This window comes from Bosea sp. 29B, from assembly GCF_902506165.1.
In the GTDB taxonomy this organism is placed as follows: Bacteria; Pseudomonadota; Alphaproteobacteria; order Rhizobiales; family Beijerinckiaceae; genus Allobosea.
Window position 1 is genome coordinate 3,632,371 of the sequence record NZ_LR733817.1, and the last position, 19,869, is coordinate 3,652,239.

Here is a 19,869-nt window from a genome sequence, read left to right on the forward strand (position 1 = left end):
CCTTGTTTGCCAGACTGGCGACCCGCGCCCCGGCCAAGGTCAACCTCTCCCTGAGCGTCCTTGGCCGCCGCGCCGATGGCTATCATGAGCTCGACAGCCTCGTCGCCTTCGCCGGTGTCGGCGACGAGCTCAGCCTGACGCCGGGCGAAGCCGGAGAGCTGCAAATCTCCGGCCCCTTTGCCGCCGGTCTCTCGACCGGCCCGGACAATCTCGTCCTCAAGGCCGAGCGCGTGCTTCGCGAAGAGATCGCCGGGCTGCGCTCCGGCCGCTTCCATCTCGTCAAGCGCCTGCCGGTCGCCTCGGGCATCGGCGGCGGCTCGACCGATGCCGCTGCGGCCCTGCGCCTGCTGGCGCGACTCAACGACCTGCCGCTCTCGCACCCGGCATTGCTCGCTGCCGCTGGCCGGATCGGCGCCGATGTCCCGGTCTGCCTGGAGGCGCGCGCCCGCGTCATGCGCGGCGTCGGCGAGCGGCTCGGCCCGGTGCTGAGGTTGCCGCGCTTGTTCGCGCTGCTGGTCAATCCTGGAGTGGCTGTCGAGACGGCGCCGGTGTTCCGTGCGTTGGGGCTCCAGTCGGGGCAGGGGCATCCGGGGGGCGTTGAGCCGTTCCAGGCGAACGCCTCCGCGCCCGCAACATCGGCAGCCCTGATCACCGCGCTGGCCGCCACCGGCAACGATCTCGAAGCACCGGCCCGCGTCGTCGCGCCGGCGATCGGCGAGGTGCTGTCGGCGCTGTCAGCCTCGCCGGGCTGCCGGCTGGCGCGCATGTCCGGCTCGGGCGCGACCTGCTTCGCCGTGTTCGACGATTGCCGCGCCAGCGCTGCGGCTGCCAAGCGTCTGGCGCATGGCCGGCCGGATTGGTGGCTGAAGCCGACTGTGCTGAGATAAGCGTCACAACTCGCCCGGAGGGCGCATCATGACGCTGGCTTCCTTCCTTGCCTATGTCGGTGTCGCGGCGCTGGTGATCTGCACGCCGGGGCCGGATACGGCGCTGACCATCCGCAACACCTTGTTCGGCGGCCGCGCCGGCGGTGTGCTCACCGCGCTCGGCGTCGCTACGGGCCTGTCGATCTGGGCGCTGGCGACCAGTCTCGGTCTCGTCGCGCTGCTGGTGGCGAGCGAGCCGGTCTTCCGCGCCATTCAATACGTCGGCGCCGCCTATCTGATCTGGCTCGGCGTCATGGCGCTGCGAGAGGCCTTCCGCCGCCAAGGGCAAGCCTCGTCCGCGACGGCCGAGCTGCCTCCGCCGCGTCAGCTAGCGCCTGCGATCGCTTACCGGCAAGGGCTGATCAGCAATCTCGGCAATCCCAAGATCGCGGTGTTCTTCGCGAGCCTGCTGCCGCAATTCGCGGCCGGCAGCGGGAGCTTCAGCACGCTGTTCCTGCTCGGGCTGGTCTTCGCAGCGATGACGCTGCTCTGGCTTTCCGCCTATGCGCTCGTCGTCGCCAAGGCCGGCGACGTGCTGCGGCGCTCGCAGGTGAGGCGCGTCATCGAGGCGGTGACCGGTGGGCTCCTGCTGGCGCTGGGGCTTAGGATCGCGGCTGAGCAGCGCTGACGGAACTCAGTGCGCTCGCGCCACGCAGAAATCGACGGCGTCGTTGAGCGCTTGCTTCATCGGTGATGACGGGTAAAGGCCGAGCGCGTCCTTCGCCATCTTGGCGTAGTGGCGGGCGCGCTCGATCGTGTCGGCCAGCGCACTGTGCTTGCGCATCAGGGCCTGCGCATCAGCGAGATCGCTCTCGCGGACCTGCCCCTCCTGCAGGGTGCGACGCCAGAAGGCGCGCTCCTCCTCATTGCCGCGGCGGAAGGACAGCACCACCGGCAGCGTGATCTTGCCCTCGCGGAAGTCGTCGCCGACGTTCTTGCCGAGCTGGCCCGCGGAGCCGCCATAGTCGAGCGCGTCGTCGACGAGCTGGAAGGCGATGCCGAGATTGAGCCCGTAGCTGCGGCAGGCAGCGGCTTCGCCCTTGGACGAGCCGGCGATCACCGGCCCGACCTCGCAGGCCGCGGCGAAGAGCTCGGCGGTCTTGCCGCGGATCACGGCGAGGTATTCGTCCTCGGTCGTCTCGGTGTTCTTGGCGGCGGCGAGCTGCATCACCTCGCCCTCGGCGATGACGGCCGCGGCGGTCGAGAGGATGTCGAGCGCCCGCAACGAGCCGACCTCGACCATCATCTTGAAGGCCTGGCCGAGCAGGAAGTCGCCGACCAGCACGCTCGCCTCGTTGCCCCAGAGCATGCGGGCGGCCGCCTTGCCACGGCGCATGTCGCTCTCGTCGACGACGTCGTCATGCAGCAGCGTCGCCGTGTGCATGAACTCGACGCTGGCCGCGAGCTTGACATGGCCCTCGCCGCGATAGCCGCAGAGCGCTGCCGTCGCCAAGGTCAGCATCGGCCGCAGGCGCTTGCCGCCGGAGGAGATCAGATGGTTCGCGACTTCCGGGATCATCGTGACCTCGGAGCCGGTGCGCGACAGGATCATCGCGTTGACGCGTTCCATGTCGGCGCGCGTCAGCCCGACCAGCGGCTCGATGCCGCCCTGGCTGGTGTCCTTGTCTTCGAAAGCTACGACGACGCCCACGCGCAAACTCCGGCCTCATTCTCGCGCATCCGCGCGCCCATGCCCTTGCCACAAACGTCGCATGCGTGGCCAGCCCCGGCAATCCTTTCGCGACGCAGCAGTTTGACGCTGCGCTGCCGTTCTGACCCGGGCTATGCGATCTTTCCTGTTGCGCCGGGCCGGCCTCGTGGGCTCCATGACGGCATGCACGAACTCGTCCGCTCCAATGATCTCGTCCTGCTCGGCGCCATCGAGGCGCTGCTGGCCTCGGCCAATCTCGACTGCCTGATCGCCGACCAGCACATCAGCTCGCTCGAAGGCATGATCGGCGCCTTTCCGCGGCGCCTGCTGGTGCGCGAGCAGGACAGCAAGCGCGCCCGCGCCTTGCTGGTCGAAGCCGGCTATGGCGGCGAATTGCGCCATGAACAACCCTGAGAATAGCGCTGAGGCACCCGGTCTCGGTGAGATCGGCGAGGATCGGCTGCTCGGCGGGCGCCTGTGCCTGCTGCAGCCGGTGAAAGGTCATCGCGCCGGCTCGGATGCCGTGCTGCTGGCCGCCGCGATTCCGGAGCTGGATGCAGGACCGCTCGCCGATTTCGGCGCTGGCGTCGGCACGGTCGGGCTCGCCGTCGCGCTACGCCAGCCGGGGTTGGAGGTCGTTCTGGTCGAGCGCGATCCGGAGCTTGCGGCGCTCGCGGCTCGCAATGCCGGGCTCAATAACCTGGGCGGCCGGGTGCGCGTCGCGGTCGGGACGATTGGTGAGCGCAACAGCGATCTTGCCCGTGAGGGGCTGGCGGTAGCATCCATGGCCTGGGTAGCGATGAATCCGCCCTTTTTCGAAGCAAGCGAGGTCCGCGCCTCGCCAGTTGCCAATCGCCGTGCGGCGCATGTCGCCGGACAATCCCTGGACGACTGGCTGAAGACGGCGCGCCATCTGCTGAAGCCGGGCGGCGGCGTCAGCATCATCCACCGCGCCGAAGCTCTGGGAGCGATTCTCACTGGGCTGGAGACGGGTTTCGGCGCGATCGAAATCCGCCCGATCCATGGGCAGGCCGAGCGGCCGGCAATCCGGGTGATCGTCTCGGGCCGCCTCGGCAGCAAAAAGCCGGCAGCGTTGCTGCCGGCTTTGGTTCTCAACGGCGCGGATGGGCGCTTCAGCGCCTTCAGCGAGGCGCTCCATCGTGGCGAGGCCGTGCTCGCCTAGAGTTAAGCTCAGCGGCAGATGCGGCGCTCGCGCACCACCCAGCCCCAGCCGTCCCAATAGCGGACCGGGCGGACATAGCAGCGCGGGCCGTAATAGCCGCCGCCATAGCCGTAGCGCGGTCCACCATAGCCATAGCGTGGCCCACCATAGCCGTAACGCGGGCGGCCATAGTAACCGCCGCCGCCCCAGACATGAGGGCCATAGCCGCCGCCCAGCGCCTGCGCCTCCGCCGGTGTGGCGGTGACCGCACCCATGCCGAGGCCGGCCACACCGAGCGCGGCCGCGGCGGAAAGTCCAAGAACAAGTTTGCGAAGCATGGTTACCTCCTTCGCTGATAGGCCCGGCCTGTGCCGGGGCAATCGGGCATCATCGTGGCGGCCAGTTAGCGGTCGCGGGGCTGAACGGGGCGTGGCCGCGCCGTTCAGCCTGTCTTCATGAAGCCAGGTGGCCGTCAGCGGCAGACGCGCACCGGGCGGATCACCCAGCGGCGGCCGTTCCAGACGCGCTGGTCGACGATGCGGCAGCGTTGCCCATAGTGTGGGCGGCCATAGCCCGGCCGCGGGCGGACATGCGGACCGCCGCCCCAGCCGGGATTGCTGTAGCCCGGCGCCGACGGATGCCGGCTGCCACTGCCGGGATAGGGATAGCCGCCGCTCAGGGCCTGGGCATCGGCCGGAGCTGCCGTGATGGCGCTCACGCCGAGCGAGGCGGCGCCGAGCACCGCGGCGGCCGAGAGGCCAAGGAAAAACTTGCGAAGCATATCGTATCCTTCTTCATGAACGGGGCCGGCCTGTGGCGCGGCGATCGGGCGTCATTATGGCTGCCGGCTGGCCTCGGGGCCTGACGGCGCGTGCCGCCAGGCCCTTCGAGGGGCTATCGCGTCAGCGGCAGACGCGCACCGGGCGGATCACCCACCGCCAGCCGTTCCAGACGCGCCGGTCGACGAAATAGCAGCGCGGACGATAGACCGGGCGGCCATAATAGCGGCGCGGGCCATAATAGGGCCGGCCGTAATACTGGACCTGCTCGATCTGGCCGGTGGTGGCCGGGACGCTGCCGGCCGCGATCGGCGCGGCATTGGCCGGGGCGACGGCGAGGCCGGTGAAGAGAAGGGCGCCGGCACCGAACAGGGCGGCGGCGATACGATTCGACAGCATTGTGTACTCCTGCTTGTCGCGTCGGCCCGTCTCAAGCGCTCGCCCCGAGCGCCGCGGACCGTTCGATAGGGCGACAATAGCCGCCTCTATATGAACGCGATGCTTGCCGAAGGGTTCATGGGTCATTCATTGCCAGGAGCAATTCCTGCAGAACTGTGCAGCGGTTCTGCGGCTGGAATTGCGCCCACCGGCGAGACGACGCATCTCTGGCGACAGTCCCGGGACATGCCGTTGCGCTTGACCATGAGCGTCGCCAGCCCCTAATCACGCCGCATGTTTCTCGACAATTTAAAAGGCTGATGCCCTTGGCCGCGTCCTCCGATCCGTTGAACCCGACCCGTTCCTTCCAGGGGCTGCTGCTGACCTTGCAGCGCTTCTGGGCCGAGCGCGGCTGCGTCATCCTCCAGCCCTACGACATGGAAGTCGGCGCCGGTACCTTCCACCCGGCGACGACGCTGCGCGCGCTCGGGCCCAAGCCCTGGAAGGCGGCCTATGTCCAGCCCTCGCGCCGGCCCAAGGATGGCCGCTATGGCGAGAACCCGAACCGGCTGCAGCACTATTACCAGTTCCAGGTGATCCTGAAGCCGTCGCCGCCGGACCTGCAGCAGCTCTATCTCGACTCGCTCAAGGCGATCGGCGTCGATCTGGCCCTGCACGATGTCCGCTTCGTCGAGGACGATTGGGAGAGCCCGACGCTCGGTGCCTGGGGCCTTGGCTGGGAGTGCTGGTGCGACGGCATGGAAGTCAGCCAGTTCACCTATTTCCAGCAGGTGGCTGGCGTCGAATGCGCGCCTGTCGCGGGTGAATTGACCTATGGGCTCGAGCGCCTCGCCATGTATGTCCAGGGCGTCGAGAACGTCTACGATCTCAACTTCAACGGCCTCGAAGGTGAGGACCGCGTCTCCTATGGCGACGTCTTCCTGCAGGCCGAGCAGGAGTTTTCGCGGCATAATTTCGAGTACGCGAACACCGAGACGCTGTTCCGCCACTTCAGCGATGCCGAGGCCGAGTGCAAGGCGCTGCTCGCCGCCGGCGACGCGAGGGAGGACGCCAATTCCGCCCAGCACAAGCTGGCCTTGCCGGCCTATGACCAGTGCATCAAGGCGAGCCATGTCTTCAACCTGCTCGATGCACGCGGCGTGATCTCGGTCACCGAGCGCCAGAGCTACATCCTGCGCGTGCGCGAGCTCGCCAAGGCCTGCGGCGCCGCCTGGCTGAAGACCGCCGGCGGGGGAGCGAACTGATGCCTGATCTCCTGCTCGAACTCTTTTCGGAAGAGATCCCGGCCCGCATGCAGCGCAAGGCGGCGGACGACCTGAAGAAGCTCGTCACCGATGCGCTGGTCGAGCGCGGCCTGACCTATGAAGGCGCCAAGGCCTTCGCGACGCCGCGCCGCCTCGCGCTCACCATCGCCGGCCTGCCGGTGCGCGGCCGCGATTTCCGCGAGGAGCGGAAAGGGCCGCGCGTCGGCGCGCCCGAGGCTGCGGTGCAGGGCTTCCTCAAGGCTGCGGGACTGGCCTCGCTCGACCAGGCAACGATCGTCAGCGACCCCAAGAAGGGCGACTCTTATGTCGCCGTGATCGAGAAGCCGGGGCAGGAGACGGTCGCGGCCATCGCCGAGATCGTGCCGGCGGTCATCCGCGCCTTCCCCTGGCCGAAATCGATGCGCTGGGGCATGGCTTCGGCAGAGAGCGGTTCGCTGCGCTGGGTCCGCCCGCTGCACTCGATCCTCTGTACCTTCGGCGCCGAGACCGAGGATCCGGAGGTCGTGCCCTTCGAGGTCGACGGCATCAAATCCGGCAACGTCACCTATGGCCATCGCTTCCATGCGCCCGGCCCGATCACGGTCAAGCGCTTCGACGACTATGTCCCGAGCCTGGAGCGGGCCAAGGTGGTGCTCGACGCCGATCGCCGCAAGGAGATCATTCTCGCCGACGCCAGGAATCTCGCTTTCGCCGCGGGGCTGGAACTGGTCGAGGACGAGGGGCTGCTGGAGGAGGTCGCCGGCCTCGTCGAATGGCCGGTCGTGCTGATGGGCGATTTCGAGGAGCGCTTCCTCGAAATCCCCGGCGAAGCGATCCGCGCCACCATCCGCGCCAACCAGAAATGCTTCGTGCTGCGCGATCCCAATAGCGGCGAACTCGCCAACCGCTTCATCCCGGTCTCGAACCTGATGGCCAGCGATGGCGGCCTGGCGATCACCGCCGGCAATGGCCGCGTGGTGCGGGCGCGCCTCTCTGACGCCGCCTATTTCTGGCAGACCGATCGCGGTCCGCTGCCCGATCTCGACACGTTGAAGGAGAGCGCCGACAAGCTTGGGCTCGATCTCGCCAAGCCGCTCGACCAGCGCATGGCGAAACTCGACAAGCTCGGCGTCGTCTTCCACGCCAAGCTCGGCACGCAAGGCGAGCGCGTCCAGCGCATCGCCGCGCTGGCGAAGGAACTCGCCCCGATCGTCGGCGCCGATCCGGCGCTGGCCGAGCGCGCCGCCAGGCTCGCCAAGGCCGACCTACCGACCGAGATGGTCGGCGAGTTTCCCGAGCTTCAGGGGCTGATGGGGCGGAAATACGCCGAGTTGCAGGACGAGCACGCCTCGGTCGCAGCGGCCATTGAGGAGCACTACAAGCCGCTCGGCCCCTCCGACCGCGTCCCGAGCGATCGTGTCTCAGTCGCAGTGGCGCTCGCCGACAAGCTCGACACGCTGGTCGGCTTCTGGGCGATCGACGAGAAGCCGACCGGGAGCAAGGACCCCTATGCGCTGCGCCGCGCGGCGCTGGGCGTGATCCGGCTGGTGGTGGAAAATGGGGTGCGGTTGCAGCTTGGACCTATCTTGAAGTCTGCGACTGTCCCGCAAGTTCATCGACTGGCGTTAGAGTTTTTTGTGCCGATCAGCGAAGCGATTTCCAGCGCAGCGCTTGCTGTCGGGAATGCGGATGCTGCAGAGCGAATTCTTGCATCGCTCGATCAGGTGGATGACTCGGCAGCTAAACAAGCAACTCTGGAGAGAATGAATAATGTTCTCTCTGACCTCCTCTCCTTCTTCCACGATCGCCTGAAGGTGATGCTGCGTGATCAGGGCGCGCGGCATGATCTGGTCGATGCGGTGCTGGGCGAGGGCGCGTCGGCCAATGACGACCTCTTGCTCATAACCCGTCGTGTCGCCGCGCTCGGCCGCTTCCTTGACACCGAAGACGGCAGGAACCTGCTCGCCGGCTATCGCCGTGCCGCCAACATCCTCAAGGCCGAGGAGAAGAAGGACGGCGAGGGCGCCTTTGCCGGCAAGGCCGATCTCCAGCTCATCGCCGATGCCGGGCTGATCGAGGAGAAGGCGCTCGCGGTCGCGCTCGCCCAGGCGACGCCGAAGGCGGAAGCCGCGGTCGCTGCCGAGGACTATGAGGGCGCCATGGCGGCTCTCGCCGAGCTCCGGCCGGCGGTCGACGCCTTCTTCGACAAGGTCACGGTCAACGATCCCGATCCGGCCCTGCGCGCCAACCGCCTCAAGCTCTTGAACCAGCTGCGCGAGGCGACCCGCGCCGTGGCGGATTTCGGGCGGATCGCAGGGTAACCAGGCGTCATGCTCGGGCTCGACCCGAGCATCTCAGGCCGGAGGGGGCTCCATTGGCGCCTTCTCGTCATGAGATTCTCGGGTCTGCGCTTCGCTCCGCCCGGGAATGACGCGCCCTGTCAGTCATGCTCGCCCTTGTGGCGAGCATCCACGTCTTGAACACCGGCTTCGGTTGGTGGAGCGAAGACGTGAATGGTCGGGACAAGCCCGACCATGATGGCTTTCCCAATCCCTCAACCATCTCCCCTTCCGGAACTTTTTCCCCGGGCTCGACGTTCTCTTCTCCGAGGCCGCTGCCTGCGAACGTGTCGCAGCGAGCACCTCGGGGGGCCGGCTTTCGGCCGCGATAAGAGGATTTGAGCCATGGGCCTTTTGATTTCGCTCTTGATCACCGTCCTGGTGATCGTGCTTGTGCTTTATCTGGTGCGGATGCTGCCGGTTGACGGCAACGTCAAGAACATCATCCAGATCATCGTCATCATCATCGGCATCATCTCGTTGCTGCGTTATCTCGCAGTGTTCTAGCCAAAGGGGCCGCCGTCATGCTCGCCCCGTGGCGAGTATCCATGCGAACATCGCCCGTGACCGGCGAGGACATGGATGGTCGGGACAAGGCCCGGCCGTGGCGGTGGTGACGTCTTCAACCGGCAATTGACGAAAATGCTGCGCTGATCCAGAATCTCAGCGGTCCAGAGGGCCCCGGACGCGAACCGTCCCGGGGCCCTTTCCCGTTCGAGCATGGCCGCAGCCATGGTCGACAGATCGAGCGATCGCCGCGATGACTTCGCAGAACCGCACCAGCCATATCCGCCTGACCTCGCATCCCGAGCCCGGCAACGCTTCGACCCGTTTCCCGATCCAGTGGGGTGCCGGCACGCCGGCGGAGCGAGGCCCCGTCATCGCCTCGACGACCAATCCGGCCGACCGCAACGTCATCGGCGCCCATGGCGGCTCCTATTCGGTCTATCGCGCGCTCGCCATCTCCGCCCGCGCCATGAATCCGGCACAGCGCCCGGACCTGACCAACACCCATCCGACCTCCGACATCCTGCCGCAGCCGCAATGGTTCGATCCCGGTCGGATCGTCTCGCTCGATCCGTTCGGCCACCGCGTCGCCCAGGATTTCGGCAAGTGGATCGGTGAGGGTATCGACATCCGCCCGACCATCGCGGTCACCAAGGCGCGGCTCAACCTGCCCGAGATCCTCGCCGCCATGGTCGGCCACCGGCTGGCGGCTGATGGCGCCATCCTGCACGGCTCCGGCGACATCAGCGTCACGAAGATCGCGGTCGATCCGGTCTGGCACCTGCCGGGGATAGCCGAGCGCTTCGCCACCAGCGAAAACGAGTTGCGTCGCACGTTGTTCGAGCAGACCGGCGGGATGTATCCGGAGCTGGTGACGCGGCCCGACCTCAAGGTCTTCCTGCCGCCGATCGGCTCGATCACGGCCTATGTCATCGGCGAGGTCTCGGCGATTTCCGATCCGAAGAAGACGCTGGCCTGCCGCGTCCATGACGAGTGCAACGGCTCCGACGTCTTCGGCTCCGATATCTGCACCTGCCGGCCTTATCTCGTGCATGGCATCGAGGAAGCCGTGAAGGAGGCGCAGAACGGCGGCGTCGGCCTGATCGTCTACAACCGCAAGGAGGGCAGGGCGCTCGGTGAGGTCACCAAGTTCCTCGTCTACAATGCCCGCAAGCGCCAGGAAGGCGGCGATTCTGCCGCGACCTATTTCGAGCGCACCGAATGCGTCGCCGGCGTGCAGGATGCCCGCTTCCAGCAATTGATGCCGGACGTGCTGCATTGGCTCGGCGTGAAGCGGATCGACCGGCTGATGTCGATGTCGAACATGAAATACGACGCCATGGTCGAAAGCGGCATCGAGATCGGCGAGCGCGTCGCCATCCCGCCCGAGCTGGTCCCGCCGGACGCCTCGGTCGAGATCGAGGCCAAGAAGGCGGCGGGCTACTATTCGCCGGACGGCGCGCCTGGCGACAATGCACTCAAGGCCACTGTCGGCCGCGACCTTGAAAAGTTCTGATCCCGCCTATGCCTGACACCAATCCCGAAGCCGTCCGCCAATTGCTCAAGCCGGTTGCCGTCCGTGAGCGCGCGCAGGAGATGTTGCGGCTCGGCCTCGAGGGCCGGCTGGCGCATTTCAGCGTCCATCCCGAGCGGCTGCCGGCCTGCGCCGCTTATGTGCTGGAGACGATCCGCCAGAACTATCCGGCGCTCGACATTCCCTTCCATGCCCGCTGGCGCCATTTTATCATCGCCGGCATGGATCGCTGGCAGCTGCTCGATGCGAAGGCGCATTTCCCCGACGCCCGGGCGAGGGGCCGCGCCGCCTATGATCTGGCTGTCGTCAGCGTCCTGCTCGATGCCGGCGCCGGCGCCGACTGGCGCTATCGCGATGCGGTGACCGGCCAGAGCATCGGCCGCTCGGAAGGGCTGGCCTTGGCCTCGCTCGACATGTTCGCCGCCGGAGCCTTCTCCAGCAATCCGGCCGAGCCGCTGCGGGTGGATGTCGCTGCGCTCGAGCATCTCGACGTTGAAGCGCTGGCGGCCGGCTTCCAGGTCTCGGACGGCAATCCGCTCATAGGGCTGGGAGGCCGCGCCGCGCTGCTCAACCGCCTCGGCGAGGAGCTGGAGAAGCATGGGCTGACCCGGCCCGGCGACCTGTTCGACCGGCTGGTCGAGGCGGCCGAGGGCCGTTCGATCCGCGCCGCCTATATCCTCTCGCAGGTGCTCGAGGTGCTCGGCGGCATCTGGCCCTCGCGCCTGAGCTATGCCGGCATCGCACTCGGTGACAGCTGGAAGCACCCATTGATCGCGCCGGGCGAGGTCACGGCCGGCATCGTGCCCTTCCACAAGCTGTCGCAGTGGCTGAGCTATTCGCTGATCGAGCCGCTGCAATGGGCCGGTATCCAGGTCGTCGGCATCGACGATCTCACCGGCCTGCCGGAATACCGCAATGGCGGGCTTCTGCTCGATCTCGGCGTGCTCGAACTGAAGGACTCTGCCGATGCGGCGCGTGGCCATGAGGTCGGCTCGCAACTGGTCGTGGAGTGGCGGGCGCTGACGGTTGCGCTGCTCGACAAGATCGGCGAACTGGTGCGGGCCGAGCTTGGGCTGAGCGCCGAGCAGTTGCCGCTGGCCAAGGTGCTGGAGGGCGGCACCTGGGCCGCCGGCCGCCGCATCGCCCGCGAGAAGCGCGAGGATGGCGGTCCGCCCTTGACCATCGTCAGCGACGGCACGGTATTCTAAGACCAGAAGAAGACGAGGGGGATCAGGATTGCATGGCCACGAGCGCTAACGGCGTCACCGTCGTCGACCACCCGCTGGTGCAGCACAAGCTGACGCTGATGCGCGAGAAGGACCGCTCGACCAAGAGCTTCCGCCAGCTCTTGAACGAGATCGGCATGCTGCTCTGCTACGAGGTCACGCGCGACCTGCCGACCGAGATGATCGAGATCGAGACGCCGCTGCAGAAATCGATGCAGCCTGTCATCTCCGGCAAGAAGCTGGTCTTCGCGCCGATCCTGCGCGCCGGTGTCGGCTTCCTCGACGGCATGCTCGAGCTCGTTCCCGCCGCTCGCGTCGCCCATATCGGCCTCTATCGCGATCCGCAGACGCTGCAGGCGGTCGAGTATTATTTCAAGGCGCCCTCCGATATCGCCGACCGCATGATCGTGGTGATGGACCCGATGCTGGCGACGGCGAACTCGGCGGTGGCGGCGGTCGACCGGCTGAAGGAGCGCGGCGCTAAGGATCTGCGCTTCGTCTGCCTGCTTGCGGCGCCGGAAGGCATTGCCCGCATGCGCGATTCCCATCCGGATGTGCGCATCTGGACGGCGGCGATCGACGAGCGCCTCAACGATCACGGTTACATCGTCCCCGGCCTCGGCGACGCCGGCGACCGGATGTTCGGCACGCGTTGACGTCTCAACCTTGCAGATTTGGCGATATGCCCCTATCTTGTAGGCATATCGCCAAGGAGCATTCTCATGGTTGCCCTGACTGCATTGGATGTCGTCGGCGGCCAGGCGGCGCTGGGACGCCCCGCGGTCAGCAGCCGCGACCTCATCGCTGCCGTACGGCATGGTTTTCCGGTGCGGACGATTGAGCACGTGATCGAGAGCGGCCGGATGACTCTGGCCGAGATCGACGAGCTCGTGCTGCCGCGCAAGACCTTGAGCCACCGCCGTAAGATCGGAACGTTGACGACCGAACAGTCCGACCGGCTGATGCGCGCCGCGCGTGTCATCGCGGAAGCCGAAGTCACGTTCGGTTCGCAAGGCAAGGCGGCCGCCTGGCTGCGTCGGCCGACTACGGCGCTCGATGGTGAGAAGCCGCTGGCCCTGCTCGATACGGGGGAAGGCGCGGCTCAGGTCGAAGCGTTGCTCGGCAGGATCGCCCACGGCATCGCTGCTTGATGCGGGTCTGGCGCGTTGCTCGCGCGCCTTTCGCCGACCTGAGCGGCGAGGGGGCGCGGCTCTACGGTGGGCGCTGGAATTCGCCGGGGCGTCCCGTCGTCTATGCGGCTGAGAACCCGGCACTCGCCATCCTCGAGGTGCGCGTCCATCTCGATCTCGCGCCTGAACTGATCCCGGACGATTATGTGCTGATCGAGATCGAGACCGGGGCAGCGTCGATTAGCGAGGGCGAGATGGTGGAGGAACCGAGATCGCTCGGCGATACCTGGCTGGCCGCGGGCGAGAGCGCGCTTCTCAGGGTGCCGTCTTTCATCGCGCCGCGCAGCGCCAATGTCCTGATCAATCCGCGTCATCGTGATGCCCCAGCGATCGCGATCGTCGGGACCCAGCCCTTCGATTTCGACAGGCGGCTCTGGCTGCCGCTGGCTCGCTGACGAGAAAAAAGCCCGCCCCGTTGCCGGGGCGGGCCTTGCGATCCGGAGTGGTTGCCCAGGCCGCGATGGCGCGAGCAACCTGCGGATCTGCCTGGATCATTCGATGATCTGCACCACACGGCGGGTCTGCGGCTCGACCAGCACGGCGCGGTTGTTCACCACCGTGTAGCGATAGCCGCTGGCGCGCTCGCCGAACTCGGCCGGCACCTCGCGATAGACCACGCCCTGCTGCGGCAGAACGGTGCCGACCGCTACCGGCTCGGCATAGGCGTAGGACGGGACGCGCTGCTCGACCACATAGGTGCGGAAGCGCGGGGCATTGTCGCCGATCACCGCACCAGTGAAGCCGCCGACCACAGCGCCACCGACGCCGCCGACGACTGCGCCGACCGGGCCGCCGACCACGGCGCCGCCGACAGCACCCGCGGTCGCGCCGCCGACGATGCCACTGGCCGCGCCGCCCTGGGCGCCGTCCGGATTCTGGGCGAAAGCCGCCGCCGGGACGATGGCGAGGGCGGTGACGAGAGCAAGCTTCTTGAACATGTCCGTTCTCCTTCCAGAGTGGAAACCTCGGGGAAGGAAACGGGCAAGCTCTGCCTCAGGTTCCGCACAGGCGGTCACGAGCTGTGAACGATCGTGACAAGCCGCTAGGGGTTTCCCTGCTCGAACAAGGCGTTGGCGTCGATCACGAGCTCGATCCCGGCGGCACGGAAATCGTGAACCTGGGTGCGCTGGGGCGTGCGACCGGGATTGTCGAACAGCTCGTTCACGGTCGCTTCCTCCGACAGGAACAGGAAGTCGGCGTGGCTGCCGTGCTCTGGATAGGCGTCGATCGCGTGCCAGGTGCCGCGATGGAACAGCACACCTTCGCCGTCGAGCCGGAAGGCACGCAGCGTCTCGGGCGCCGGCGGGGTGTCGGAGGGCTCGGCGACCACGATGATGGCGGACGGCCCGCCGAGCGGCTGGCGCGCCTCGGTGACATGCAGATGCCGCTCGATCAGGGCGACCACGAAGGGGCGCGCATGATAGCGCACGATCTGCAGCCGAGGCCGGCTTTCGGCGGCGAAGGGCTGGATCCAGATGTCATAGCCTTCGCGGCCGGTATCGCGTCCGTCAGCGGGACGGAGCACGCGGCCATAGGGAGCGAAGGCTTCGGCTGAGATCGGCGAGACGGGCAAGGTGATGCGGCGCATGTCCACATCGTAGTGTGTCGCCGTCAAAAGAAAACGGCGGGCCCGAGGCCCGCCGTCTGCAAGTCTATGCGTCAGGCGCTTACTGCTTCGGCGCGGCGGCGAGCACCGGCGAGAGCTTGTCCGCGTCGCGCTTGATGATCGCAGCGAAGCCGGCCGGGGTGCGCTCTTCCTTGGTCGGCAGCACGGTGCCGAGGTCGAGTAGGCGCTTCTTGACGGTCTCGTCGTCGAGCGCCTTGCCGAGCGCGTCGACCAGCTTGTCGACGGCCTCCTTCGGCATGCCCTTCGGCCCGGCGATGCCGTTCCAGGCCTCGATCTGGTACTCGGGCAACCCGGCTTCCGTGGTCGTCGGGACGTCGGGCAGCGCCGGCGAGCGCTGTGCCGAGGCGATGGCATAGGCTTTGATCGTGCCCGCCTTGATCTGCTCGGCGACGCTGACGATCTGATCGCACATGAAGTCGACCTGACCGGAGACCAGGTCGTTCAGAGCCGGGCCGGTGCCGCGATAGGCGACCGAGTTCAGCTTCGGCACGCCGAGCTGGCCCTTGAGCAGGGTGCAGGTCGTCCACGACACCGAGCCGACGCCGGCATGGGCCTCGTTCACCTTGTCGGTGTTCGCCTTCACATAGGTGACGAACTCCTTGAGGTCCTTCGGCGCAAATGCCTTCTTGGCGACGATCAGGATCGGCGTGCCACCGGCGAGGCCGATCGCCTGCATGCCGTTTATCGGGTCGTATTTCAGGCCGGGATAGGTCGCCGGAGCAGCCGAGAAGGTGCCCAGATGTCCCATCGAGATGGTGTAGCCGTCCGGCGCAGCCGTGAGCGCACGGGCGATGCCGGTGGTGCCGCCGGCGCCGGCGACGTTCTCGACCACGATCTGCTGGCCGAGCGTCTTCGACATGTTCTCGCTGACGATGCGAGCGATGATGTCGGTCGGCCCGCCGGCGGCGAAGGGCACGATCATGGTGATCGGCCGCTCCGGGTATTTGGACTGGGCCTGCGCCGGCAGCGTGAAGGCGAGCGCTGCAGCAAGACCGAGTACGAGCTTCTTCATGATCAATCTCTCTCCCTGGAAACGATATGGCGAGGATGGCAAGGCGGGGCTGGCAGGCAACCCCGTCATTCGGTGAAGACCTCGTCGCGCTTCTTCGACATCGACGGCAGGAGCGCGATCACGAGGATGACGACAGCGACCAGCAGCAGGCCGGCCGAGATCGGCCGCTCCAGGAAGGTCATGAACGAGCCGCGCGAGATGATCAGCGCCTGGCGCAGCTTCTCCTCCATCAGCTTGCCGAGCACGAAGCCGAGCAGCATCGGGGCCGGCTCGAAGCCGAGCTTGATCAGGAGGTAGCCGAACAGGCCGAACAGCGCGGTGAAGGCGACGTCGACCGGCTGGTTGTTCACCGAGTAGATGCCGATCGAGCAGAAGATCAGGATCGCCGGGAACATCAGGCGGTAGGGCACCTGCAGCAGCTTCACCCAGACGCCGACCAGCGGCAGGTTGATGATCAGCAGCATCAGGTTGCCGATCCACATCGAAGCGATCATGCCCCAGAACAGGTCGGGGTTCTTGGTCATGACTTGCGGGCCGGGGATGATGCCGTGGATGGTCATCGCGCCGACCATCAGCGCCATCACCGCATTCGGCGGGATGCCGAGGGTGAGCAGCGGGATGAAGGCGGTCTGCGCGCCGGCATTGTTGGCCGATTCCGGCCCGGCGACGCCCTCGATCGCGCCCTTGCCGAAGCGCGAGGGATCCTTGGCGAGCTTCTTCTCGATCGTGTAGCTCGCGAACGGCCCGAGCACCGCGCCATTGCCGGGCAGGATGCCGAGGATGCCGCCGATGAAGGTACCGCGTATGCACGGCGCCGCCGACTGCTTGATGTCGTTCCAGTCGGGCAGCAGGCGGCCGATCTTCGACTTGACCACGTCGCGCGCTTCCGGGGTCTCCAGGTTGCGCAGCACCTCGGCGAAGCCGAACACGCCCATCGCCAGCACGGCGAAGTCGACGCCGTCCGAGAGCGGCGGGAAGCCGAAGGTCATGCGCTCCTGGCCGGTCTCAAGGTCGGTACCGACGGTCGAGAGCAGCAGGCCGAGCATGATCATGCAGAAGGCCTTGAGGATCGAGCCGCGCGCCAGCACGACCGCGAAGCACAGGCCCATCACCATCAGCGAGAAGTATTCGGCCGGGCCGAACAGCAAGGCGAGCCGGGTCAGCGGCGCGCCGAGCGCGGCGATGATCACGGTCGCGACGCAGCCGGCGACGAAGGAGCCGATCGCAGCGGTGCCCAGAGCGACGCCGGCACGGCCCTGCTTGGCCATCTGGTGGCCGTCGAGCGTAGTGACGACGGCGGTGGCCTCGCCCGGGATGTTGACCAGGATCGCCGTGGTCGAGCCGCCGTACTGCGCGCCGTAATAGATGCCGGCGAGCATGATCAGCGCGCCGACCGGGTCGAGCCCGAAGGTGATCGGCAGCAGCATGGCGATGGTGGCGACCGGGCCGACACCGGGCAGCACGCCGATCAGCGTGCCGACCAGGCAGCCGACGAAGCAGAGCGCGATGTTCTTCAGCGTCAGCGCGACGCCGAAGCCGAGCGAGAGGTGGGCGAGCATTTCAGCCATGGATCAGATCCCCAGCAGCCAGGGTGCCAGCGGGATCGGCAGACCCAGCGCGTATTTGAACATCAGGGCGCAGCCGATCGTCATGGCGATCGCGAAGATGATCAGTTCCTTGGGCTTCACATCCTCCGCCGCGAGGCCGGAGATGATCACGACCAGCGGGCCGGAGACGAGCATGCCGAGCTGCGGCACCTTGAGCGGGCCGATCTCGAAGCCACGGATGGTCAGGCCGAACGCGACCGCCGCGCCGAGCACGAAGATGACGCCGCGCCAGGACCAGCCGGCGAGCTTCTCGCCATTGTAGCGCAGCGAGTTGAAGGCGAGCACCGCGCCGAGGCCGGCGCAGATCCAGGCGAAGGCCTTGGGCAGCATGCCCGGGCCGATCTGGCGCAGCGTCCCGGTCGGAAGGTCGCTCGACAGGATGAGGGCCAGCCCGGCGAGCGCGATCATGAACAGGCCGGCGGCCAGGTCCTGTGTCGAACGGACGCGCCAACCTCGCGCGGCCTCGATCTTGTTCAGACTCATCAATGTCCTCCGGCTCGGGTGGTTGCTGTGCGGATGGCAGGCTTTTTGCCACGCCCGTTGACGCTGAACGGCAAGACGTGGCCCTCGTCGATAAGGGTCACGCTCTCGCGCAGAATGGCGAGGAAGTCGTCGCGGGCGGCGAGCTTCTGGTGCGGCCGCCAGGCAACGCCGACGAGCGCGCCGGGCGGCGGCGGGTCGAGCAGCGCGCCGCGCAGGCGCCGCATGGTGACGCCCGGGAAGCTCAGCCGCGAGACCCAGTCCGGCGCCAGCGCCATGCCGAGGCCGGCCGCGACCGCGGACATCATCGCTGGCTTCTCTGTCGCCTCGATGGTGACGTTGGGCACCGCCCCGACGCTCTCGAAATAAGCCATGACGAGGTCGTAGGCGAAGGGGCGGATCCGCTTCGACGGCACGACGAAGGGCTCACCGACCAGGTCCTGCATCGTCAGGAATTCACGCGCCGCAAGCGGGTGGCTCTCGCTCAGCACCACGATGGGCCGCTCGACGCGCAGGATCTCGAAGGCGCAGTCGGTCGGCTTGCGCGGCGGGCGCAGCAGAGCGAGGTCGAGTTTGCCGGCCTCCAGCATCTGCACCAGCGGCGCCGTCATCGCCTCGACGAACTTGATCTCGATGCCGGGATGGCGCGAGCGGAACGTCACCAGCGCCTCCGGTACGAAGCTGGACGAGGCTGCGTCGATCGCGCCGACTCGCAAGACCTTGCTCGAGGCCAGCGACGCCTCGCGCACCGAGCGCGATGCGCGTTCCATCCGGACGAGGATGGCCTTGGCCTCTTCCAGCATGATCAGGCCGGCGCGCGTGAGCGCGACCTGCCTTGTGGTGCGCGTCAGCAGGCTGACGCCGAGCTCGTCCTCGAGCGCGCTTATCTGGCGTGAAAGGGCTGGTGGTGCGAGGCCGAGCCGCTCGGCCGCCCGGCCGAAGTGCAGCTCTTCCGCCACCGCGATGAAACATCGCAGCTGCCGCAGGTCCATGGTTGTCGCGCTCCCCTCTGGCGTATCGTTTTTTGTGATATCTGCCAGTTGTTTCGGTTATGCCCTTTAGCGCTATCCGCCGGTTTTGCGACCCTAGAGCAATTCATAATTTATTGGCAACAAAGCCCGGCGCCGAAAAAGCGGCGTCCACAGAGGTGAACGCCGCTTCGAGCCCGATGATGCGGTAATGAATTGATCGTTTGGAGCTTGTGAGCGCCCGGCCGCGGCTTCGTCAGGCTGTTGGCGCGTCGGCTTGCCTGGCGCTCCACAGTGCGGCGACCCGGCCGTCGATCAGGGCTAGTCCGACGAAGATCGCGGCCATGCCGGCGAAATGGCGGGGCAGCAGCTCTTCGCCAAGAAGCCCCGAGCCGAGCAGGATGGCGCTGACCGGGATCAGGAAGGTCACCAGCATGACGTTGCTTGGTCCCGCAGTGCGCATGATCCGGAAGAAGATGATGTAGGCCAGCGCCGTCGAGATCAGGGCGAGGCCGACCGCCGCCAGGATCGCCTGCTGCGAGGGGACCGGCAGCGTCCAGGGCGGGTGCAGGAAAAAGACGATCGGGACGATCATCACCGTCGAGGCCGTGAGCTGCCCCGTAGCTGCGACGAGCGGCGGCATGCCGCGGAAGCGCCGCCCGAACAGGCCGGAGAAGGCATAGGAGACCGCGGCGAGGATGCAAGCGAGCTGCGCCGTGAGGTTGGAGCCGAGGCCGCCGAGCACATCGGGACCCATCAGGATGCCGACGCCGATCAGGCCGGCGAGCACGCCGCCGAGCTTCAGCCCGGTCGCCTTCTCATTGGCGAAGCAATGCATCACCAGCACGGCAAAGACCGGCGTGGTCGCGTTCAGGATCGAGGCGAGGCCGCTGGCGATCTGCTGCTGGCCCCAGAGGAACAGGCTGAACGGGATCAGGTTGTTGAGGATGCCCATGCCGAAGAAGGCCAGCCAGACGCTGCGGCCGACCGCCATCGAGTGCCCGGTGATCCGCACCACCAGCAGCAGCGCCAGCGCCGCCAACCCGACGCGCACCTGCACGACGGCGAAGGGGGGCCATTCCGCCACGGTGATCTTGTTGAAGAAGAACGAGCCGCCCCACAGGATCGAGAGGGCGACCAGCAGGAGCCACTCGGTGGGGCCCATGCGGAGCGAGGGAGCGGAGGTCGGCTGTGTCATGGCGCAATCTGTCCTCGCAG

The 19,869-nt window shown here is 67.2% G+C and carries 23 protein-coding genes; 12 read left to right on the forward strand and 11 right to left on the reverse strand.

Translation table 11 applies throughout. From position 1 onward, the window contains the following. Nucleotides 1-2: 2 nt before the first annotated feature. The gene (locus GV161_RS17555; RefSeq protein ID WP_152016914.1) at nucleotides 3-887 is read left to right on the forward strand and encodes a 4-(cytidine 5'-diphospho)-2-C-methyl-D-erythritol kinase; all 885 of its coding nucleotides are present in this window, start codon (nucleotides 3-5) and stop codon (nucleotides 885-887) included. Nucleotides 888-915: 28 nt separating this feature from the next. Next, the gene (locus GV161_RS17560; RefSeq protein WP_244624255.1) at nucleotides 916-1,554 is read left to right on the forward strand and encodes a LysE family translocator; all 639 of its coding nucleotides are present in this window, start codon (nucleotides 916-918) and stop codon (nucleotides 1,552-1,554) included. Nucleotides 1,555-1,560: 6 nt separating this feature from the next. On the opposite strand, the gene GV161_RS17565 is transcribed toward GV161_RS17560, so the two are convergent. Next, nucleotides 1,561-2,529 carry a polyprenyl synthetase family protein gene (locus GV161_RS17565; RefSeq protein WP_244624300.1) on the reverse strand — a complete coding sequence of 323 codons (969 nt, stop codon included), beginning with the start codon at nucleotides 2,527-2,529 and terminating at the stop codon, nucleotides 1,561-1,563. A gap of 231 nt (nucleotides 2,530-2,760) precedes the next feature. Between GV161_RS17565 and GV161_RS17570 the strand changes: the two genes are divergently transcribed. Beyond that, complete coding sequence (locus GV161_RS17570) at nucleotides 2,761-2,991, forward strand: DUF2007 domain-containing protein (protein ID WP_152016915.1); 231 nt, start codon at nucleotides 2,761-2,763, stop codon at nucleotides 2,989-2,991. Then, nucleotides 2,978-3,760: a methyltransferase gene (locus GV161_RS17575; RefSeq protein WP_152016916.1), complete on the forward strand. Its 783-nt coding sequence runs from the start codon at nucleotides 2,978-2,980 to the stop codon at nucleotides 3,758-3,760. Before GV161_RS17570 ends, GV161_RS17575 begins: the two co-directional genes overlap by 14 nt. An 8-nt stretch (nucleotides 3,761-3,768) precedes the next feature. Here the strand turns inward: GV161_RS17575 and GV161_RS17580 are convergent, their stop codons facing one another. The 3 genes from GV161_RS17580 to GV161_RS17590 form a co-directional block, all read right to left on the reverse strand. Beyond that, complete coding sequence (locus tag GV161_RS17580) at nucleotides 3,769-4,077, reverse strand: hypothetical protein (RefSeq protein WP_152016917.1); 309 nt, start codon at nucleotides 4,075-4,077, stop codon at nucleotides 3,769-3,771. 134 nt (nucleotides 4,078-4,211) lie between these two features. Next, on the reverse strand, nucleotides 4,212-4,520 hold the full coding sequence (locus GV161_RS17585; protein WP_152016918.1) for a hypothetical protein: 309 nt from the start codon (nucleotides 4,518-4,520) through the stop codon (nucleotides 4,212-4,214). A 121-nt stretch (nucleotides 4,521-4,641) separates the two neighbouring features. After that, a complete protein-coding gene (locus GV161_RS17590) occupies nucleotides 4,642-4,917 on the reverse strand; it encodes a hypothetical protein (protein ID WP_193219593.1) in 276 nt (91 codons plus the stop codon). A 326-nt stretch (nucleotides 4,918-5,243) separates the two neighbouring features. On the opposite strand from GV161_RS17590, the gene GV161_RS17595 reads away from it, so the two are divergent. From GV161_RS17595 to GV161_RS17625, 8 genes are all read left to right on the forward strand, one after another. Beyond that, nucleotides 5,244-6,161 carry a glycine--tRNA ligase subunit alpha gene (locus GV161_RS17595; RefSeq protein ID WP_193219609.1) on the forward strand — a complete coding sequence of 306 codons (918 nt, stop codon included), beginning with the start codon at nucleotides 5,244-5,246 and terminating at the stop codon, nucleotides 6,159-6,161. Beyond that, nucleotides 6,161-8,482: a glycine--tRNA ligase subunit beta gene (glyS, locus tag GV161_RS17600; RefSeq protein ID WP_152016920.1), complete on the forward strand. Its 2,322-nt coding sequence runs from the start codon at nucleotides 6,161-6,163 to the stop codon at nucleotides 8,480-8,482. Before GV161_RS17595 ends, glyS begins: the two co-directional genes overlap by 1 nt. Nucleotides 8,483-8,845: 363 nt before the next feature. After that, the gene (locus GV161_RS30950) at nucleotides 8,846-9,007 is read left to right on the forward strand and encodes a Thivi_2564 family membrane protein (protein ID WP_193219594.1); all 162 of its coding nucleotides are present in this window, start codon (nucleotides 8,846-8,848) and stop codon (nucleotides 9,005-9,007) included. Nucleotides 9,008-9,260: 253 nt separating this feature from the next. Continuing rightward, on the forward strand, nucleotides 9,261-10,523 hold the full coding sequence (locus GV161_RS17605) for a GTP cyclohydrolase II (protein WP_152016921.1): 1,263 nt from the start codon (nucleotides 9,261-9,263) through the stop codon (nucleotides 10,521-10,523). 8 nt (nucleotides 10,524-10,531) lie between these two features. Next, nucleotides 10,532-11,749, forward strand: coding sequence for a URC4/urg3 family protein (locus GV161_RS17610; protein ID WP_152016922.1), 1,218 nt, complete (start codon nucleotides 10,532-10,534; stop codon nucleotides 11,747-11,749). Nucleotides 11,750-11,781: 32 nt separating this feature from the next. Next, on the forward strand, nucleotides 11,782-12,423 hold the full coding sequence (gene upp, locus GV161_RS17615) for a uracil phosphoribosyltransferase (protein ID WP_100959125.1): 642 nt from the start codon (nucleotides 11,782-11,784) through the stop codon (nucleotides 12,421-12,423). Nucleotides 12,424-12,489: 66 nt separating this feature from the next. Further along, a complete protein-coding gene (locus tag GV161_RS17620) occupies nucleotides 12,490-12,918 on the forward strand; it encodes an antitoxin Xre/MbcA/ParS toxin-binding domain-containing protein (RefSeq protein ID WP_152016923.1) in 429 nt (142 codons plus the stop codon). Then, nucleotides 12,918-13,352 carry an RES family NAD+ phosphorylase gene (locus GV161_RS17625; protein WP_152016924.1) on the forward strand — a complete coding sequence of 145 codons (435 nt, stop codon included), beginning with the start codon at nucleotides 12,918-12,920 and terminating at the stop codon, nucleotides 13,350-13,352. The genes GV161_RS17620 and GV161_RS17625 overlap by 1 nt, the downstream gene beginning before the upstream one ends. 96 nt (nucleotides 13,353-13,448) lie before the next feature. On the opposite strand, the gene GV161_RS17630 is transcribed toward GV161_RS17625, so the two are convergent. The 7 genes from GV161_RS17630 to GV161_RS17660 form a co-directional block, all read right to left on the reverse strand. Continuing rightward, entirely contained in the window at nucleotides 13,449-13,895 is a 447-nt protein-coding gene (locus GV161_RS17630; RefSeq protein ID WP_152016925.1) for a DUF1236 domain-containing protein, read from the reverse strand. Nucleotides 13,896-13,999: 104 nt separating this feature from the next. Beyond that, nucleotides 14,000-14,545, reverse strand: a complete 546-nt coding sequence (locus GV161_RS17635; RefSeq protein WP_152016926.1) for an ureidoglycolate lyase — start codon at nucleotides 14,543-14,545, stop codon at nucleotides 14,000-14,002. Nucleotides 14,546-14,624: 79 nt separating this feature from the next. Continuing rightward, nucleotides 14,625-15,596 carry a tripartite tricarboxylate transporter substrate-binding protein gene (locus GV161_RS17640; protein WP_152016927.1) on the reverse strand — a complete coding sequence of 324 codons (972 nt, stop codon included), beginning with the start codon at nucleotides 15,594-15,596 and terminating at the stop codon, nucleotides 14,625-14,627. A gap of 65 nt (nucleotides 15,597-15,661) precedes the next feature. Further along, entirely contained in the window at nucleotides 15,662-17,164 is a 1,503-nt protein-coding gene (locus GV161_RS17645; RefSeq protein WP_152016928.1) for a tripartite tricarboxylate transporter permease, read from the reverse strand. 3 nt (nucleotides 17,165-17,167) lie between these two features. Further along, on the reverse strand, nucleotides 17,168-17,686 hold the full coding sequence (locus GV161_RS17650) for a tripartite tricarboxylate transporter TctB family protein (RefSeq protein ID WP_152016929.1): 519 nt from the start codon (nucleotides 17,684-17,686) through the stop codon (nucleotides 17,168-17,170). Beyond that, nucleotides 17,686-18,675 carry a LysR substrate-binding domain-containing protein gene (locus GV161_RS17655; RefSeq protein ID WP_152016930.1) on the reverse strand — a complete coding sequence of 330 codons (990 nt, stop codon included), beginning with the start codon at nucleotides 18,673-18,675 and terminating at the stop codon, nucleotides 17,686-17,688. The genes GV161_RS17650 and GV161_RS17655 overlap by 1 nt, the downstream gene beginning before the upstream one ends. A gap of 232 nt (nucleotides 18,676-18,907) precedes the next feature. Beyond that, complete coding sequence (locus tag GV161_RS17660; protein WP_244624256.1) at nucleotides 18,908-19,849, reverse strand: EamA family transporter; 942 nt, start codon at nucleotides 19,847-19,849, stop codon at nucleotides 18,908-18,910. Between the last annotated feature and the right edge of the window lie 20 nt (nucleotides 19,850-19,869).

Bases quoted from the DNA above. Each gene is read 5' to 3' on its own strand.
- GV161_RS17560 (WP_244624255.1), top strand. From the start codon at position 916: ATGACGCTGGCTTCCTTCCTTGCCTATGTCGGTGTCGCGGCGCTGGTG.
- GV161_RS17570 (WP_152016915.1), top strand. From the start codon at position 2,761: ATGCACGAACTCGTCCGCTCCAATGATCTCGTCCTGCTCGGCGCCATC.
- GV161_RS17575 (WP_152016916.1), top strand. From the start codon at position 2,978: ATGAACAACCCTGAGAATAGCGCTGAGGCACCCGGTCTCGGTGAGATC.
- GV161_RS17580 (WP_152016917.1), bottom strand. From the start codon at position 4,077: ATGCTTCGCAAACTTGTTCTTGGACTTTCCGCCGCGGCCGCGCTCGGT.
- GV161_RS17585 (WP_152016918.1), bottom strand. From the start codon at position 4,520: ATGCTTCGCAAGTTTTTCCTTGGCCTCTCGGCCGCCGCGGTGCTCGGC.
- GV161_RS17590 (WP_193219593.1), bottom strand. From the start codon at position 4,917: ATGCTGTCGAATCGTATCGCCGCCGCCCTGTTCGGTGCCGGCGCCCTT.
- glyS (WP_152016920.1), top strand. From the start codon at position 6,161: ATGCCTGATCTCCTGCTCGAACTCTTTTCGGAAGAGATCCCGGCCCGC.
- GV161_RS30950 (WP_193219594.1), top strand. From the start codon at position 8,846: ATGGGCCTTTTGATTTCGCTCTTGATCACCGTCCTGGTGATCGTGCTT.
- GV161_RS17605 (WP_152016921.1), top strand. From the start codon at position 9,261: ATGACTTCGCAGAACCGCACCAGCCATATCCGCCTGACCTCGCATCCC.
- GV161_RS17610 (WP_152016922.1), top strand. From the start codon at position 10,532: ATGCCTGACACCAATCCCGAAGCCGTCCGCCAATTGCTCAAGCCGGTT.
- upp (WP_100959125.1), top strand. From the start codon at position 11,782: ATGGCCACGAGCGCTAACGGCGTCACCGTCGTCGACCACCCGCTGGTG.
- GV161_RS17620 (WP_152016923.1), top strand. From the start codon at position 12,490: ATGGTTGCCCTGACTGCATTGGATGTCGTCGGCGGCCAGGCGGCGCTG.
- GV161_RS17625 (WP_152016924.1), top strand. From the start codon at position 12,918: ATGCGGGTCTGGCGCGTTGCTCGCGCGCCTTTCGCCGACCTGAGCGGC.
- GV161_RS17630 (WP_152016925.1), bottom strand. From the start codon at position 13,895: ATGTTCAAGAAGCTTGCTCTCGTCACCGCCCTCGCCATCGTCCCGGCG.
- GV161_RS17635 (WP_152016926.1), bottom strand. From the start codon at position 14,545: ATGCGCCGCATCACCTTGCCCGTCTCGCCGATCTCAGCCGAAGCCTTC.
- GV161_RS17640 (WP_152016927.1), bottom strand. From the start codon at position 15,596: ATGAAGAAGCTCGTACTCGGTCTTGCTGCAGCGCTCGCCTTCACGCTG.
- GV161_RS17645 (WP_152016928.1), bottom strand. From the start codon at position 17,164: ATGGCTGAAATGCTCGCCCACCTCTCGCTCGGCTTCGGCGTCGCGCTG.
- GV161_RS17650 (WP_152016929.1), bottom strand. From the start codon at position 17,686: ATGAGTCTGAACAAGATCGAGGCCGCGCGAGGTTGGCGCGTCCGTTCG.
- GV161_RS17655 (WP_152016930.1), bottom strand. From the start codon at position 18,675: ATGGACCTGCGGCAGCTGCGATGTTTCATCGCGGTGGCGGAAGAGCTG.
- GV161_RS17660 (WP_244624256.1), bottom strand. From the start codon at position 19,849: ATGACACAGCCGACCTCCGCTCCCTCGCTCCGCATGGGCCCCACCGAG.